The sequence below is a fragment of the Nocardia sp. NPDC051900 genome, assembly GCF_044452545.1.
GTDB classification, from domain to species: domain Bacteria; phylum Actinomycetota; class Actinomycetes; order Mycobacteriales; family Mycobacteriaceae; genus Nocardia; species Nocardia sichangensis.
In genome coordinates, this window is the sequence record NZ_JBITBU010000003.1 from 173,749 (window position 1) to 188,804 (window position 15,056).

A 15,056-nucleotide genomic window follows, 5' to 3' on the forward strand; every position below is an offset into this window, starting at 1 on the left:
GCACGGCGCCTGCACGGTGGACGGGTAGGACTCGCCCGAAACCCGCTGCGGGCCGGATGAATCCACCGATGGACGGCCACGAACGATCGGCGTCAGAAGTCCGGCACCCGAGCTTCCCTTGACCTCCGCGGCCCCGAACGCCTACCTCGAGTGAATTCGGCCCGACGGCCGCCCGGATGAAGCGAGATCGAGCGGAATCAGTGGTCCAGTTCGCGCGCCACCGCGCGGACGACCTCCGAGATGCGCTGCGCTGTCTTGCGATCCGGGTACTTGCCCTTACGCAGGTCCGGCTGCACCTTCGCCTCGAGCAAGGTGATCATGTCCTCGACCATGCCGTGCAGCTCGTCCGGCGTGTGCCTGCGCGCGGCAGGCTCCTTGCGCGCGTTGCGTTCCTGGCCCTGCCGGACCGACGGCGGCGCCTCGAGCAGCTTGAGGCTCAGCGCCTGGGGGCCGCGACGGCCTGCGGCCATGCCGAATTCGACGCGCTGGCCGGGCTTGAGGCCCTCGACGCCCTGGGGCAGCGCGGACGAGCGCACGTAGACGTCCTCACCCTCGTCCTGGGAAAGGAAGCCGAAGCCCTTTTCGACGTCGTACCACTTCACCCTGCCGGTCGGCACTGCGCTCACCCGTTCATCATCGAAAACTCGGACCCCTACGGCCCGAGCACATCCGTCTACCGGGCCGGTCGCGCGACCGGCCCTTTTCCTGTGCGAAAAGAACGCGCCCAGCAGGATTGCAGGACGCGATTGCTATCGAGTCTACCCCGGTGCGAATAACGCAAGCACATCAGTTTTACCGTCGAACCGTGACGAACCCTTCCGCTCCGACCCCGCCCGGCGGCGCCCCACGGCGGCGCGGCGACTGGTTGCTGCAACTCGCGCTCTCCGTGTTCGCGCTGGGATTGCTGGCTATCGTCGCGATTTTCGCGATCCCCTTGCTGACCGACGGCGAGCCGGGGCTGTGGCTCTACTTCGGGGCGATGCTCGCGCCGCTGGGGTTCGTGCTCGCGCTCGTCTTCGCGCTGCGCTCGGGCCGCCGGTCGCGCTGAAGCGGAGTGATCATCTCCGATCCGACACCGAACCGGTTACCCGATGCGATCGTTACCCACTCCGGTGTGTGATCCTCATCACATTACGAGTAGATCACGAAGCGGTGACGACCGGCCGGGGGCGCGACCGCGGCGCCTCTAGCTGCATGAAGCCTCCTCCCCGGTCCGATATCGGGTCGAGACCCGTTGGTACACGCCGGTTACCAAATAGTGATTTTTCCCGCGGTTCGTCGTACGGTCTTATCCAGCCGGGGCACCCCCGGCGACCACCGGCCCGCCGCACCGAGCCTCGCCCCGCGGGTACCGGATCCCCGACGGAAACGTAGGGGCGAGGGCGGAACGGACGACCTCTCAGTCCGAACCAGAACCGAAGATGTCGCAGGTGCGTCGAGAGGAAGACGAACCCGATATGAGTGGACGCCATCGCAAGCCAAGCTCGACCGGACGCACGGTAGCCAAGGTTGCCGTGACCGGGGCCATCATCGGCACCGCCGGTGTGGCCTTCGCAGGCAACGCCAGCGCGGCACCCGACTCCGACTGGGATCGACTCGCTCAGTGCGAGGCCGGCGGCAACTGGGGCATCAACACCGGCAACGGTTTCCAAGGCGGGCTGCAGTTCTCGCCCAGCACGTGGCGCGCCCACGGCGGTCAGGAATACGCCGCCAGCGCCAACCAGGCCAGCCGTGAACAGCAGATCGCGGTCGCCGAGAAGGTGCTCGCCTCGCAGGGTTGGGGCGCTTGGCCCTCCTGCTCCTCGAAGCTGGGCCTGAGCAGCGCGCCGAGCCCGCGCTCCGCGCCCGCCACCGCCGAGACCCCGCGCTGGAACCCCGCGCCGCAGCTCGCTCAGTCCGCGCCTGCCGCGCCTGCCGACACGCAGCAGATCTTCTCGGCCGTCGACCGCGCTCTCGAGGTCGTGCAGAGCCAGGGCGTCCAGGTGCCCAAGGAAGCTCTCGACTTCTTCAACGCCGCCAAGTCCAGCGGAGTCACCCTCGACCCCGCGATCGTGAACTTCTACGAGGCGAACAAGGGTCTGCTCCCCTCCTGACCCGAAGGCTTCAGCAAGAAGGGCCCCGCATCAACGTGGATGCGGGGCCCTTCTCCGTAGCCGAGAACGTTCCGGTCGCGCGCTCAGCGGTTGATCACCGTGTTCGGGTGCATGTAAGGCAACTGCTCAGCCGGGACCGGGAACTCGGTGTCCTCGCCGTAGGGCGAGAGACCACCGGATCGGGCCGAAGAGAGCTCGGTGACCGCGTGGTCACCGTCGGCGACCTTCGGCCAGCCGTTGTCGACGTAGGATTTCTTCGATTTGTTCACCACGGCCCCATGCTAGCCCGGCCGCTCAACCAGGATGCGCCGCAGCCCGTAGCTCCGGACGTCGGCGGGCGATCGCCCAGCATCGTAGGCTGGATCGGATGACCGTGACCGACTCCCTTGCCGGATGGCTCGGTGCCCGCAGTGATGCCCAGCTCGTGACGCTGCTGCAGCTTCGGCCCGACCTGGCCGTCCCGCTGCCCTCCGCCATGGCCGTGCTCGCCGCCCGCGTCGAACAGCGCGCGTCGGTGCTGCGCGCCACGGAGGACTTGAACACCCTCGAATTCGCCATCGTGGAAACCCTTGCGATGCACGGGGTGACGCGCACCGACGGCGGCCCGCTGCGCCGCGCCGAGTTGCATGTGCAATTGAGCGAACGGGTGCCGGCCGACGCGATCGATGAGGCGCTGGAGCGGCTGACCGCTCGCGCGCTGGTCTGGATCGACGCCGAGCAGGGACTGCACCTGATTCCGGCGGCCGCCGAGGCGTTGCCGTGGCCGATCGGCACCGCGACCGAGATCCCCGACGCGCTCACCGAACCCGAGGTGGTCGCGGCGCTGCCCGAGTTGCCGCCCGCCGAACGGTCCCTGCTGGACAAGTTGGCCGCGACAGGGCCTCGTGGCCGCACCAAGGACGCCGCACCGGGCACTCCGGCCGAGCGGCCGATCCAGCGGCTGCTGGCGCGCAGGCTGCTGCACCGGATCGATGACGAGACCGTCGAACTCCCGGTCACCGTCGGCCAGGTGCTGCGAGGGGAACCGGTCACCCACCCGCATGCCCTCACGCCGCCGCGACCGGAGCCGGCGAAATACCCGCCCGCCGATGTGAACGCGGTCGCGGCGGGCGAGGTCGGCGAGCTGCTGCGGCACTGCGCGGCCGTGCTCGAGGTGCTCGGCCATGCCCCGGCTCCCGCCTTGCGCGCGGGCGGCCTGGGCGTGCGCGAGCTGCGCCGCATCGCCAAGCAGGTCGGTGTCGACGAGCCGAGGGCGGGTTTGCTGGTCGAGCTGCTGGCGGCCGCGAAATTGATCGAGAAGGGTTTGCCGGACCCGCCACCGGACTTCGAGACGACCGACGACTTCTGGGCGCCGACGCCACTGGTGGACGCCTGGCTGGAAGCGCCGCCCGCCCGGCGCTGGGCCGCCCTCGGACTGACCTGGCTCGAATTGGATCGGATGCCGTGGATGATCGGCATGCGCGACGCCAACGACAAACCGCTGGCCGCGCTGTCGCTGGAACTGCGCACCCCGACCGCGCCGCGCGACCGGCACGCGCTCCTCGCCCTACTGGCGGAATACCCGTCCGGCACCGCGCTGGCCCCAACGGAAATCGGCCGGGTGCTGGCCTGGCGGCAGCCGCGCAGGCGCAGGAATTTCCGGCCGGAGGTGGTCGAACAGACGCTGGCCGAGGCGGCGGCGCTCGGGTTGATCGGCCGCGGCGCGCTCGGCTCGGCGGCGCGGGCGCTGCTGCACGCGGCGCCGACCAGCGTGGCCGACGCCGAGGCGGAGATGGAGGCGGCGCTGCCGGAGCCGGTGGACCACGTGCTGGTGCAAGCCGATCTCACGGTGATCGCACCCGGCCCGTTGACCACCGATCTCCAGCGTCGCGTCGCCCTCGTCGCCGACGTCGAATCCGCGGGCGCCGCAACGGTATACCGGATCGGAGAGTCCTCGGTGCGGCGCGCGCTGGACGCCGGGCTGACGGCGGCGGAGCTGCACGCGCTGTTCGCCGCGCATTCCCGGACGCCGATCCCGCAGGCACTGACCTACCTGATCGATGACGTGGCCCGGCGTCACGGCCAGTTGCGCGCGGGTATGGCCCAGTCGTTCATCCGCAGTGACGACCCGGCGCTACTGGCCCAAGTGCTGTCCGCGCCGGTGGCGAGCGCGCTGGCGCTGCGATCCATCGCCCCGACCGTCGCCATAGCCCAAGCGCCGCTCGGCGAACTGCTCGAGCAGCTGCGCGCGGCCGGTTTCGCGCCCGCGGGTGAGGACTCGAGCGGCGCGATCGTCGATCTGCGGCCGCGGGGCGCGCGGATCTCGGTGCGGCCCGTCGCACGGCAGCCGTATCGGCCGACACCGCCCAGCACCGAACAACTCGAACTGCTCGTCACGGAATTGCGCGCGGGCGAACGCGCCGCCAGTGCCCGGTCCGGTCAAGCGGTACGCACGGACGGCACGCGGACCAATACCGCCGCCACCCTCGCCCTGTTGCAGCTCGCGGCACGGGTGCGGCGGTCGGTGAACATCGGCTACGTCGACGCCCAAGGCGTCGCCTCCCAACGGGTGGTGGAGCCGTTGAAGGTGGGCAACGGGCAGCTGGACGCGCTGGACCCGGTCACCGGCGCGGTCCGGCACTTCACGCTGCACCGGATCGCGTCGGTTGCCCTGCTGGAATGATCAGCCCTTGGGCTTGGCGGTGCAGAACGTGACCTTCGGGTCCGTTTCGATGAGGCGGAAGCCGTCGGCATCCTGGTCGCACAGCAATTCGTCGGCCTTGCCGTCGATCCGCTTCAGCACCTTGAAGGTGGCGTCCGAGGCAGCGCAGTCGACGTGCTTGTATCCGGTCGTGCTGCTCTCGTTGTAGCAGCTGCCTTCCTTGAAGTTCGGGGCCAGGCACAGGAAGGCGGTGGTACCGCCGGCCAGGGTCTCCTCGTAGGAGGTGTAGTCGGCGGCGCAGTCGGTCTTCTTGTCGTAGGACTGCGCGACCTTGTACACGGCTTTGTCCGACGAGCAGTCGACCGGTTCGGTCTTGGAGTCGACCGCCGAGCCCTCGATGACGTTGATGCAGTCGCCGGCCTTGGCCTTGGCGGTGTCCGACTTACCCGCGTCCTCGATCAACGAACAGCCGGCCACCGTGACCACCACCGCGGCCACCGCGACGAGGGCGAGCACGATCCGTGCCAGCAACCTCGTTCCTGGAAACTTCACCTGAAAACCTCTCTCACCGAAACGTTCACGTGCTCGTGAACGCGGTGAGGATACCCGCACGACCTGAGCGGCCGCATCAGCCCGCGGGCGACCTGGAACGGGGGCGGCCTAGATGCTGTGCGTGCCGTACAGCCCCATGAGCGCGTAACCGAGGATGCTGGGGAGCAGACGGCCGAGCAAGAAGAACGCAGAGTAATTCACTAGCAACGCCTTTCGCGTATTTCATGCAACTGGACTCTTGTCCGGTATGCGGAGTGTGTCGTCGCCCGAGACCGAGTCGTTACGCTTGGGCAGTATGACGGTCGAGGACGTCGCACGCGACCTGTACGGGTTGGCGCCCGCGGATTTCGTCGCGGCGCGCGCCGACCGGGCGGCCGCCGCGAAGCAGTCGGGTGACAAGCAACTGGCGGCCGCCATCGGCAAGCTGCGTAAACCCACCCTGACCGCGTGGGCGGCGAACCTGCTGTCCAGGGCGGCGCCCGAGGACGTGGCCGCCCTGCTGCGGCTGGCCGCCGCGCTGGCCGCCGCGCAGCGAGAACTCTCGGCCGAACAGCTGCGCGACCTGACCGCGCAGCGCCAGCAACTCGTCAACGCCCTCGCCAAGAAGGCGGGGGCGCTCGCCGCCGAACACGGGCATCCGGTCGGCGAGAACGTCGTCCGGGAGATCGGCCAGACCTTGACCGCCGCACTCGCCGATCCGGAGGTGGCCGATCGGCTGCGCGCCGGAACACTCGCTACGGCGGCGAGCTACGAAGGCTTCGGACCGAGTGGACCGGGTCTGCTCGCGGTGCCCGAACCGGCCGCTCGGCCCGGACGAGCGGCCGCGCGGCAGCCCGACGACAGCGCGCGCCGAGAACTGCGGGAGGCCGAGGAGGCGCTCGAAACCGCCCGTGCCGAGGAGGATTCGGCAGGAGCCGCGTTCGAAGAAGCGACCGGAGAACTGTCCTCGGCCGAGGAACGCGTCGCCGCGCTGCGCGACGAGCTCGAGCACGCCGAACAGCAGCGGCAGTTCCGCAAGTCGGCCGAGCGGTCGGCGAAGGACGAGTTGCACGCGGCGCGCCGTCAGGTGGAGCGAGCCGAACGCAGGCTGGCGAAGGCCAGGCAGCACGCCGGGGACGACTGACGGGTCAGCTGCGCAGGACGCCCGGAAACAGGTACTCCTCCGGCGGCGGCGCGGTGGTGTTCAGCCACGCGTGGAAGAACCCGGTCAGGTCCATGGGTGAGCGCGACTGCACGAAAGCGCGGAATTCCGGCATCGAGGCGTTGCCGTAGGCATGCGCGGCGAGGAAGTCCCGAACAGCCGCGAAGAACACCTCGTCGCCGATCTGCTTGCGCAGCGCGTGCAGGAACAGCGGGCCACGGTAGTAGACGGAGGTGAACTCCTTTCCCACACCGGGGTCCTCCAACGGGATGTTCCAGTACTTCTCACTGTCGCGGTATTTGCGGATGGTCTCGCGGTACTGGTCGTCGACGTTCTTGCCGTCCATCCGCTCCGGCCACAGGTAGTCGGCGGTATAGCTGGCGAAGCATTCGTTCAGGCAGATATCCGACCACCGGCGTATCGACACCCAGTCGCCCCACCACTGGTGCGCGATCTCGTGCACGACAGTCTGCAGATCGATCGACGGCGCGTAGAGCGGGCGGGTCTGGGTCTCCAGCGAGAACGTGATGCCCGCGTCCACGTGGATGCCGCCTGCGGCCTCGAACGGGTAAGGGCCGTAGATCTTTTCGGCGAAGTCGAGGATCTCCGGCAGGCGCTGCTCCAGCTCGCGCTGGTCCTGCTCCACATTCGGGGCGAACGCGCTGATCAGCGGAATGCCGTTGGCCCTGCGCTGCTCGAGGTAGTCGAACTTGTCGATCGCGACCGTGGTCAGATAGCCGACCACCGGCTTGGCGTTGAACCAGCGGACCGTCCGCTTGTCGCCGCGCACCACGTCCTCGATGCGTACGCCGTTGGAAATCACCTCCCACTCCGCGGGAACGGTGGCGTTCAGGCTGAACGTGGCCTTGTCCAGCGGAGTGTCGTTGAGCGGGTACCAAGTCGTCGCCGAGTGCGGCTCACCGGCGACGAACGCGCCGCCGCTGGGTGCGAAGGTCCACCCCTCCCCTTCGGCGTTCACCGCGGGGCCCGCGTAGTCGACCGTGACGGTGAACGGCAGGCCTGGCAGCAGCGGCAACGTCGGCGTGACGGTCAACTCGTGCTCGCCGTTGCGGTCGAAGTCGGCGGGCAGCCCGTTCACCGCCACCTCGCGCACATCGGGCCCCGCGTAATCGAGGTTGAACACGCGCAGGGGCTGGGTGGCGTGCGCGGTGATCGTGGTGGTGCCTGCCAGTTTCCGGCTGGGCGGGTCGTAGTCGATGCCGACGTCGTAGTGCTGGACGTCGTAGCCGCCGTTGCCGTCGAGCGGATAGTACGGATCGCCCAAGCCCGGCGCGCCGACCAGTGGGTCCGGGGGCGGCTCCGCGTGCGCGGGCACCTGAGACACCGCGGCGAACACACACGCGACCGCGGCGCACATCCGGCCGGACAACCACATACGGACAACCACCCCTTTCCACCCCGCCTCTCGCCGGTACCGGCGCACCGACTTCGCTGGATGGTAGCGGCTTCAGTCGCCGCTTCCGGTCAGCGCCACCGACGCGCCGACACCGAAGATCATCACCCCGCCCGCGCCGCCGATCGCCTCCAACCTGCGCGGCGACTTGGCGAACCAGGACCTCGCCGAGGCGGCCAGCAGTGCCCACGCGCTGTCGGAGACCAGCGCGATGGCCAGGAAGACCGTGCCGAGCAGCAGGAACTGCCACGACAGCGACCCTGAGGCCGGGTCGGCGAAGTGCGGCAGCACCGCGGAGAAGAAGACGATCGCCTTGGGATTGGTGAGCCCGACGACAGCGCTCTGCCGCAGCACGCGCGTGTTCGGGGCCGGTTCGACCGCGGCGCCCAGCGCCTCACGCAACGCCGAACGCTGACGGATCGCTTGGATGCCGAGATACATCAGATACAGCGCACCCGCGAACTTGACCACGGTGAGCGCCAACGCCGACGCGGTCAGTAAGGCGCCGAGCCCGATCGCGACCAGGACCAGGGCGGCGTAGACGCCCATGGCATGCCCGAGCACCGACAGCAGGGCCGCGCGCCGGCCGAGCGTGAGCGCGCGACCGACCGTGAAGAGTACGCCGGGACCGGGCACGACGATGATGACGACCGCGGCGGCGACGAATGCCAGCAGATTGGACGCTGGAACCATCCTTCGAGTCTAGGCGACAGCGCAACCGATAAACCCCGCGGACACAGCCGGATTCAGGAGCCGAGTTCGCCCGGTAGCTGGTGCGGATCGAGCAGCAGACGTTTCGTGGTGGTGCGCCGCACCTTCTCCGCGAGCGCGAGATTGTCGGTGAGCAGCCGCCACTCGGTCTCGCTGATCGCGGCGCGGGCGCGGGCGATGACCGCGTCGTCGGTCGTGCCCCAAGCGATCGGCATGGCGCTCACCGACTGCCAGCGCTGACCCACCTGGCGCGGCGCGCGGTCGGTGCGCACCGCGACCGACGGCACGCGCTCCCCGGCCCTGGCCTGGTGACCGGGCAGGTCGCGGACCTTCCTGGTCACCAAGGCGTAGCGCGGATCGCGCGTATTCGGCGCGGACACGTCGACCAAAGCGAGCAGCACGACACCCGACGGGCGCGCCTCCGAGACCACCGCGGGTACCAGCTCACCGTCCGCGTAGAGCTTGTCGATGCTGGAATGCCACGGTGTCCACAGGGCCACCCACAGCGCCGTCACCGTGCCGAGCGCGAAGGCGACCGCGAGCAGATACGCCCACGGATGGTCCAGCCAGATCAGCAACGCCGTGCCCGCCGCCGCGACCACCGTGGCGGCGATCGCCAGCAGGCGCAGGCGGCGAAGGTCGGCGAAGACTTCGTTCACCGCGTGGGCGTGCTTGCGGTCCACCGCGAATTCGAAGTGTCGCACGCCCTTATTCCTAGCACAGTTTGCGGAGGGGAAGCCTCCGCTTATCCGATGGCGGGTCCGAGCAAGTCGTCGGCATCCGTGATGCGGTAGGCGTACCCCTGTTCGGCGAGAAAACGCTGGCGATGCGCGGCGTATTCGGCGTCCAGGGTGTCGCGCGCGACGACCGAGTAGAAATGCGCCTGTCCGCCATCGTGTTTCGGACGCAAGAGCCGCCCGAGACGTTGCGCCTCCTCCTGTCGCGAGCCGAAGGTACCCGAAACCTGGACGGCCACGGACGCTTCCGGCAGATCGATGGAGAAGTTCGCCACTTTGCTCACCACGAGCACCGGAATCTCGCCGCGCCGGAACGCGTCGAAGAGTTCCTCCCGCTCCTTGGTCTTCGTCGACCCCTGGATCACGGGTGCGTCGAGCGCGACCCCGAGTTCGTCCAGTTGGTCCAGGTACGCGCCGATGACCAGGCTCGGCGCATCCTGGTGCTGAGCCAGGATCGACTCGACCACGGCGATCTTGGTGTGCGCGGTGGAGCACAGCTTGTAGCGCTCCTCCGGCTCGGCGGTCGCGTAGGCCATCCGCTCGGCGTCGGTCAGCGTGACCCTGACCTCGATGCAGTCGGCCGGCGCGATCCAGCCCTGGGCCTCGATGTCCTTCCACGGCGCGTCGTAGCGCTTCGGGCCGATCAGCGAGAACACGTCGCCCTCGCGGCCGTCCTCGCGCACCAGGGTGGCCGTCAGGCCGAGCCTGCGGCGGGACTGGAGATCCGCGGTCATCCGGAAGACCGGCGCGGGCAGCAGGTGCACCTCGTCGTAGATGACCAGCCCCCAGTCGCGGCTGTCGAACAGTTCCAGGTGCTTGTACTCGCCCTTGGTGCGCCGAGTGATCACCTGGTACGTGGCGATGGTGACCGGGCGGATCTCCTTGCGCTCCCCGGAGTACTCGCCGATCTCGTCCTCGGTGAGCGAGGTGCGGGCGAGCAGTTCACGCCGCCACTGCCTGCCCGCCACCGTGTTGGTGACCAGGATCAGCGTGGTGGCCTTCGCCTTGGCCATCGCGGCGGCGCCGACCATCGTCTTGCCCGCGCCGCAGGGCAGCACCACCACCCCGGAGCCGCCCGCCCAGAACGAGTCGGCGGCCATCTGCTGGTAATCGCGCAGATGCCAGCCGTCGGTCGCGTAGTCGAGGTCGATCGGGTGCGCCTCGCCGTCGACGTAACCCGCGAGGTCCTCGGCGGGCCAGCCGATCTTCAGCAGCGTCTGCTTGATCCGGCCGCGCTCGGACGGGTGCACCACCACCGTGTCGTCATCGATGCGCGCGCCGAGCATGGGCGCGATCTTCTTGTGCCTGAGCACCTCCTCCAGCACCGCGCGATCCAGGCTGACCAGCGTCAACCCGTGGGCTGGATGCTTCACCAGCTGCAACCTGCCGTAGCGCGCCATGGTGTCCACCACGTCGACCAGCAACGGCTGCGGCACCGCGTACCGGGAGAAGCTGACCAGCGCGTCCACCACCTGTTCGGCGTCGTGCCCGGCCGCGCGCGCGTTCCACAGCGCCAGCGGCGTCACCCGATAGGTGTGCACGTGCTCGGGCGCCCGCTCCAGCTCGGCGAACGGCGCGATCGCCTGCCGCGCGGCATCGGCCAACTCGTGGTCGACCTCCAGCAGCAGCGTTTTGTCACTCTGCACGATCAGCGGACCGTCGTTCACAGTCCCTCCTCAGCTAGATTCCCCGCCATTCTCCCCGACCCCACCGACAACCCGCAGGTTACCGGCCCTTCCCGCAGGGCGCGGGTGCGGCAGCGACCGGATGCAACGCCGGAAGGGCGCGATGTCTTCCCGCGGACCGCACCGGGACGGCTCAGCCGCGCGCGAGCGCCCGTTCGGTGAGCGCGCCGACGACCGGGGCGAGCGTCGTGGCGTAACCGCTCGTCAGGTGATTGTCATCACGGTAGACGAGGGTGTTCCCGACGATGACGGGACAGCGGGCGGGGGTGCAGAACAGCGCGGTCAGATCGGCGTACTGGCCGCCGCCCGCGGTAGCGGCCGCGCGCTCGGCGGCGATGCCCGCGTCGTCGACCGCCACCGCTCGGGCGGGGGCGCATGCGGAGGCGTCGTCGATGTGCTCGGCCACACACGCCGGCACGGTGGCGTGTGGATCGGGGATGCCGCCGAGCACGAGGACGGCCGCGCCCGATTCGCGCAGCTGGGCGACCAGGCGACGCACGCCGTCGATCCACGCCGGGTCGTAGGTCACGAAGCCGAAGTCGCCGCCGTAGCGGCGGGACATGCCGACCACGATCAGCCGGGGCCGTTCGTGCCGCAACCGGGTCATGATCTGCCCGCGCCACTGTTCGCATTCGGTATACGTCCGCCCCAGGTAGGGGCTGGTGATGGGCAGATCGAGCAGCGGGCAGGTGACCTTCGCCATGGTCTCCAGCCGCCAATGGTGCGCTACCGACATGTTCTCGAACGCCGGTTGCCACATCGCCGCGTGGGAATCGCCGACCAACGCGACCGTGGTGGACGAGGCGGGATCACCGGAGGCGCACTCCCCTTGGCCCACGTCAGTCCAGGAACGGAAGCAACCGTTGTCGAACACCTCCGCCCGGTCGCCGCGCGCGTTCGACAGTGCCGGCGTGAGATTCGACGGGACGTCGCGGACCTCCGCCGAGGCGGCGACCGCCGCTTGGGTCTGCGCGGTCAGCTGCTCGATCGCGGCATCGTAGGGGTCGGCGGTGGGAGTGGCCGGTGCGGCCGGTGTCGTCAGTGTGAGACTCCGCGCCGCCGTACCGTGTCCGACCGGAGTGGGTACGAGCACGAGTAGCGCGGACGCCACACCGATGGCCAGCGCGGTGCTCACACCACCGCAGGCGAGGCTGAGCCGGCCCGAACCGCGCAGGCGGGCCGCGAAGCGGACCGGATTCTCGATCAACCGCTGAGTGAGCACGGCGAGCCCACCGGCCATGGCGACCGCGCCAAGTGCGCCGACCAGCCCGAGCGGGCGGCCGAGCGCATGCGGGGCCAGCACCAGCACCGGCCAGTGCCAGAGATACCAGGAGTAGGACAGCCTGCCGACGGCCTGCATCTCGGGTACCGCCAGGACGCGACCGACGCCGAATCGCGGTGCCACACAGCCGCTCCCGATGACCAGGACCGCGCCGAGCACGGGCAGCAGCGCCGCGATGCCCGGATACGGGGTCTTCTCGTCGAGCCGAACGCAGGCCACGACGATCAAACCGGCTCCCGCCCACCCCGCGCAGGTGGCCACCGACTTCGGCAACCGCGACCAGAGCACGGCCGACAGCGCCACCATGCCGCCCGCCGCCAACTCCCAGGCCCGAGTTGGCAGCGCGAAAAACGCCCACGGTGGCATGGTGCGGGTCCAGGTCAGCGCGACCGCGAAAGAGAGCGCGGCGACGACGACGAGAACGATCAGGTACGGCAGCGCGGTGGCCGAACCGCTGCGGCGCCGTCGCACGAGCCGAGCCGTCGTGATCACCAGCGCGGGCCAGATCAGGTAGAACTGCTCCTCCACACCGAGCGACCAGAAGTGCTGAAACGGTGAAGGCGGCGCGTCCGCGGCGAGGTAGTCGGTGCCCTGCAGGGCGAAGCGATAGTTCCCGGCGTACAGCGCGCTCGCGATCCCGTCGCCGAGCGCTTGGCGGCCCTGCAGCGGCGGCAGCAGCACGGCCGCGCCGATCGCCGTGGCGACCAGCACGACCCCTGCGGCAGGCAGCAGCCTGCGCGCCCGCGCGCCATAGAACCGGACGAGCCCGACAGTGCCGTCGGCCGCCGATTCCCGATACAGCATTCCCGTGATGAGAAAACCGGAAATCACGAAAAATACGTCCACACCGGCAAATCCCCCACCGACCCCCGGCACACCGGCATGAAAAAGCACCACGGCCAGTACCGCGACCGCCCGCATTCCTTCGATGTCCCCCCGAAATGCCGCCCCCGGCGACACTCCGTCGATCAGCTCCGCCCGCCGATTTCCCAACCCGCTGACCGTGGCCGCCATGCGCAGCATTGTCATCGGTCCGGCCGGACAAGTCCCGCCGACTCGCCGCCGGGCATGCGCCTCGGCCGGGGTGTCCGCGCGCTGCGCCTATTCCATCCAACTCATTGCACGCCACACCGGCACAATCCCGAGCTTGCGGTAAGACAACACTTTTCGATCCGATCGTCCGATTTGTCGGTGCCTACATGAACAGACGACACCAGGTCTCCCGGCGCTGCCGCGATGCCCTCCTGCGGCCGGTACGCTTGTCCGGAATACGACCTCGAGGGGGGCACGGTGAGCGAGCTCGAACTTGATCCGGTCCAGACGCGAGAGATGGCGGGGGCAGTACGTGGCCACGCCGACGCGATACGGCAGTCGCTGCCCCTGGCGAGGGATGTCGTCGCTGTCGAAACCATGCGCGACTCCCAGATAGCAGACGCCGTGGATCAGATCGCGACGGCGCTCGACCGAGTGGTGAGCTACCACGCGCAGCGATTGATCGGATTCGCGGACGTCACGGACGCTGCGGTGGTGGAGTTCGTCAGTCGGGATCAGGCCTGGGCCACCGCGCTCCGGGAGGCGGGCCAGCGATGAGCGGCGGAAGCTACACGACGCCGCTTACGGTATCGACAGTGCTGTCCTGGGATCCACGTGCCACGGTCACCGTTGCCAACGCGTTCAAAGACGCCGCGCTGCGGATCGAGGAGCAGACGCACCAGGCGGCATCCCGGATCGACATGTCGTACACCTACTTCAAGGGATCGGTCGCTGATTCCGCCCGCGACAGAGCGGCTCAGGACCGAGACCATGCCCGGCGAACGAAGCAGGTTCTCATCGATATCCAGCAGCAGGTCTACCTTCAGATCGATGCGATCGTCGGCCACATCGACGTGATCAAAGACAAGAAGGCCGAAGCCGAGTCCGCCAAGTTCGATTTCTTCGTCAGAGACGACGGTGGCGTGGACTCCAGGATGTCCAATACCGAGGTCCTGATGAAATTCGGGGCATCGGGCCTCGTGGAGAAGGAGGGGCTCGAATTCTTCCTGACCACACAGATCCGTGCAGCGCTGACTGCGATCCAGCAAACCGACCTGGAGGGCGCGGAGAAAATCAAGCGACTACTAGAGGATCTCTCACCGGAGACCCGGCGCGGAGTCACCGCTATGCCCGAGGACCCGAGCCTGGTCGAGGTCCTTACCAAATTCCAGACCGCACCGTCGAGTGCTCCCGCCACGCTGTGGCCCTCCGGTTTGGTCCTCGATCGCATCCGTGCCGTCCGCCCGGACTTCCAACCCATCCTGATGACGCCTGAAGAGATAGCGCTGCTCTCGTCACGAGTCGCCCGGCCGGGAACCACTGGAATAGGTGAAATCACGGATTTCTTCGAGATAAAAGCGCAGGCTGAGGACGCTGCCGAGAAGACCTACACCAACCCGGACCAGAACGCGCTCAACGACGGCCACGGCGACGCATTCCGGCACATGTACTGGAATGCGCTCATGACACAGCGCTACGGCGCGGAGTGGACCGAAAACTATGGTGCCGCGCATGAAGGACTCGGCGCGAACCCTCCCACGCGAGAAGCGATGGATCTACACAACAACGCGATCGGCCGGCAGATCGCCATCGACAATCCGAATGCCTCACCCGAGGAACTACAGCGATTGGTATATCAGCGAATCAAGGAGGGTGGCGCGATCGTGCTCGACCCCAGCGGCCAGGTCGCATGGAGCAACCAGGTCGAAGTGGGCAAGAACGGGCACCCGGCGCGTGCTGACATCCCGCTTCCGGCAGGTCGGTGATC

At 68.7% G+C, this 15,056-nt stretch carries 14 protein-coding genes; 6 read left to right on the forward strand and 8 right to left on the reverse strand.

Annotated elements, in window-relative coordinates:
• Positions 1-197 precede the first annotated feature (197 nt).
• Entirely contained in the window at positions 198-617 is a 420-nt protein-coding gene (locus ACIA5H_RS05510; protein WP_039795090.1) for a cold-shock protein, read from the reverse strand.
• A gap of 188 nt (positions 618-805) precedes the next feature.
• Between ACIA5H_RS05510 and ACIA5H_RS05515 the strand changes: the two genes are divergently transcribed.
• Positions 806-1,048, forward strand: a complete 243-nt coding sequence (locus ACIA5H_RS05515; protein WP_355074969.1) for a hypothetical protein — start codon at positions 806-808, stop codon at positions 1,046-1,048.
• Positions 1,049-1,457: 409 nt separating this feature from the next.
• A complete protein-coding gene (locus tag ACIA5H_RS05520; protein ID WP_355074971.1) occupies positions 1,458-2,093 on the forward strand; it encodes a resuscitation-promoting factor Rpf1 domain-containing protein in 636 nt (211 codons plus the stop codon).
• Between the two features lie 83 nt (positions 2,094-2,176).
• Here the strand turns inward: ACIA5H_RS05520 and ACIA5H_RS05525 are convergent, their stop codons facing one another.
• A complete protein-coding gene (locus ACIA5H_RS05525; RefSeq protein ID WP_039795086.1) occupies positions 2,177-2,365 on the reverse strand; it encodes a hypothetical protein in 189 nt (62 codons plus the stop codon).
• Positions 2,366-2,460: 95 nt separating this feature from the next.
• On the opposite strand from ACIA5H_RS05525, the gene ACIA5H_RS05530 reads away from it, so the two are divergent.
• Entirely contained in the window at positions 2,461-4,755 is a 2,295-nt protein-coding gene (locus ACIA5H_RS05530) for a helicase-associated domain-containing protein (protein ID WP_397074125.1), read from the forward strand.
• On the opposite strand, the gene ACIA5H_RS05535 is transcribed toward ACIA5H_RS05530, so the two are convergent.
• Positions 4,756-5,286 (reverse strand): hypothetical protein, encoded by a 531-nt coding sequence (locus ACIA5H_RS05535; RefSeq protein WP_356963698.1) that lies wholly within the window; start codon positions 5,284-5,286, stop codon positions 4,756-4,758.
• Between the two features lie 295 nt (positions 5,287-5,581).
• Here ACIA5H_RS05535 and ACIA5H_RS05540 point away from each other — a divergent pair, with 295 nt between their 5' ends.
• Complete coding sequence (locus tag ACIA5H_RS05540; protein WP_397074128.1) at positions 5,582-6,409, forward strand: hypothetical protein; 828 nt, start codon at positions 5,582-5,584, stop codon at positions 6,407-6,409.
• A 4-nt stretch (positions 6,410-6,413) separates the two neighbouring features.
• Here the strand turns inward: ACIA5H_RS05540 and ACIA5H_RS05545 are convergent, their stop codons facing one another.
• The 5 genes from ACIA5H_RS05545 to ACIA5H_RS05565 form a co-directional block, all read right to left on the reverse strand.
• Positions 6,414-7,835, reverse strand: a complete 1,422-nt coding sequence (locus tag ACIA5H_RS05545; protein ID WP_397074130.1) for a M1 family metallopeptidase — start codon at positions 7,833-7,835, stop codon at positions 6,414-6,416.
• A gap of 60 nt (positions 7,836-7,895) precedes the next feature.
• Complete coding sequence (locus ACIA5H_RS05550; protein WP_355074981.1) at positions 7,896-8,534, reverse strand: LysE family translocator; 639 nt, start codon at positions 8,532-8,534, stop codon at positions 7,896-7,898.
• A gap of 53 nt (positions 8,535-8,587) precedes the next feature.
• Positions 8,588-9,256 (reverse strand): DUF3239 domain-containing protein, encoded by a 669-nt coding sequence (locus tag ACIA5H_RS05555; protein WP_397074133.1) that lies wholly within the window; start codon positions 9,254-9,256, stop codon positions 8,588-8,590.
• Between the two features lie 41 nt (positions 9,257-9,297).
• Complete coding sequence (locus ACIA5H_RS05560) at positions 9,298-10,956, reverse strand: DNA repair helicase XPB (protein WP_355074985.1); 1,659 nt, start codon at positions 10,954-10,956, stop codon at positions 9,298-9,300.
• A 151-nt stretch (positions 10,957-11,107) separates the two neighbouring features.
• Entirely contained in the window at positions 11,108-13,270 is a 2,163-nt protein-coding gene (locus ACIA5H_RS05565; protein WP_397074136.1) for an acyltransferase family protein, read from the reverse strand.
• 276 nt (positions 13,271-13,546) lie between these two features.
• On the opposite strand from ACIA5H_RS05565, the gene ACIA5H_RS05570 reads away from it, so the two are divergent.
• Positions 13,547-13,846, forward strand: coding sequence for a hypothetical protein (locus ACIA5H_RS05570; protein ID WP_397074138.1), 300 nt, complete (start codon positions 13,547-13,549; stop codon positions 13,844-13,846).
• On the forward strand, positions 13,843-15,054 hold the full coding sequence (locus tag ACIA5H_RS05575) for a DUF6973 domain-containing protein (protein WP_397074141.1): 1,212 nt from the start codon (positions 13,843-13,845) through the stop codon (positions 15,052-15,054). Before ACIA5H_RS05570 ends, ACIA5H_RS05575 begins: the two co-directional genes overlap by 4 nt.
• Positions 15,055-15,056: the final 2 nt, after the last annotated feature.

Excerpts from the sequence above, each read along its gene's own strand:
- ACIA5H_RS05550 (WP_355074981.1), bottom strand. The coding sequence starts at position 8,534 with ATGGTTCCAGCGTCCAATCTGCTGGCATTCGTCGCCGCCGCGGTCGTC.
- ACIA5H_RS05575 (WP_397074141.1), top strand. The coding sequence starts at position 13,843 with ATGAGCGGCGGAAGCTACACGACGCCGCTTACGGTATCGACAGTGCTG.
- ACIA5H_RS05520 (WP_355074971.1), top strand. The coding sequence starts at position 1,458 with ATGAGTGGACGCCATCGCAAGCCAAGCTCGACCGGACGCACGGTAGCC.
- ACIA5H_RS05565 (WP_397074136.1), bottom strand. The coding sequence starts at position 13,270 with ATGGCGGCCACGGTCAGCGGGTTGGGAAATCGGCGGGCGGAGCTGATC.
- ACIA5H_RS05530 (WP_397074125.1), top strand. The coding sequence starts at position 2,461 with ATGACCGTGACCGACTCCCTTGCCGGATGGCTCGGTGCCCGCAGTGAT.
- ACIA5H_RS05540 (WP_397074128.1), top strand. The coding sequence starts at position 5,582 with ATGACGGTCGAGGACGTCGCACGCGACCTGTACGGGTTGGCGCCCGCG.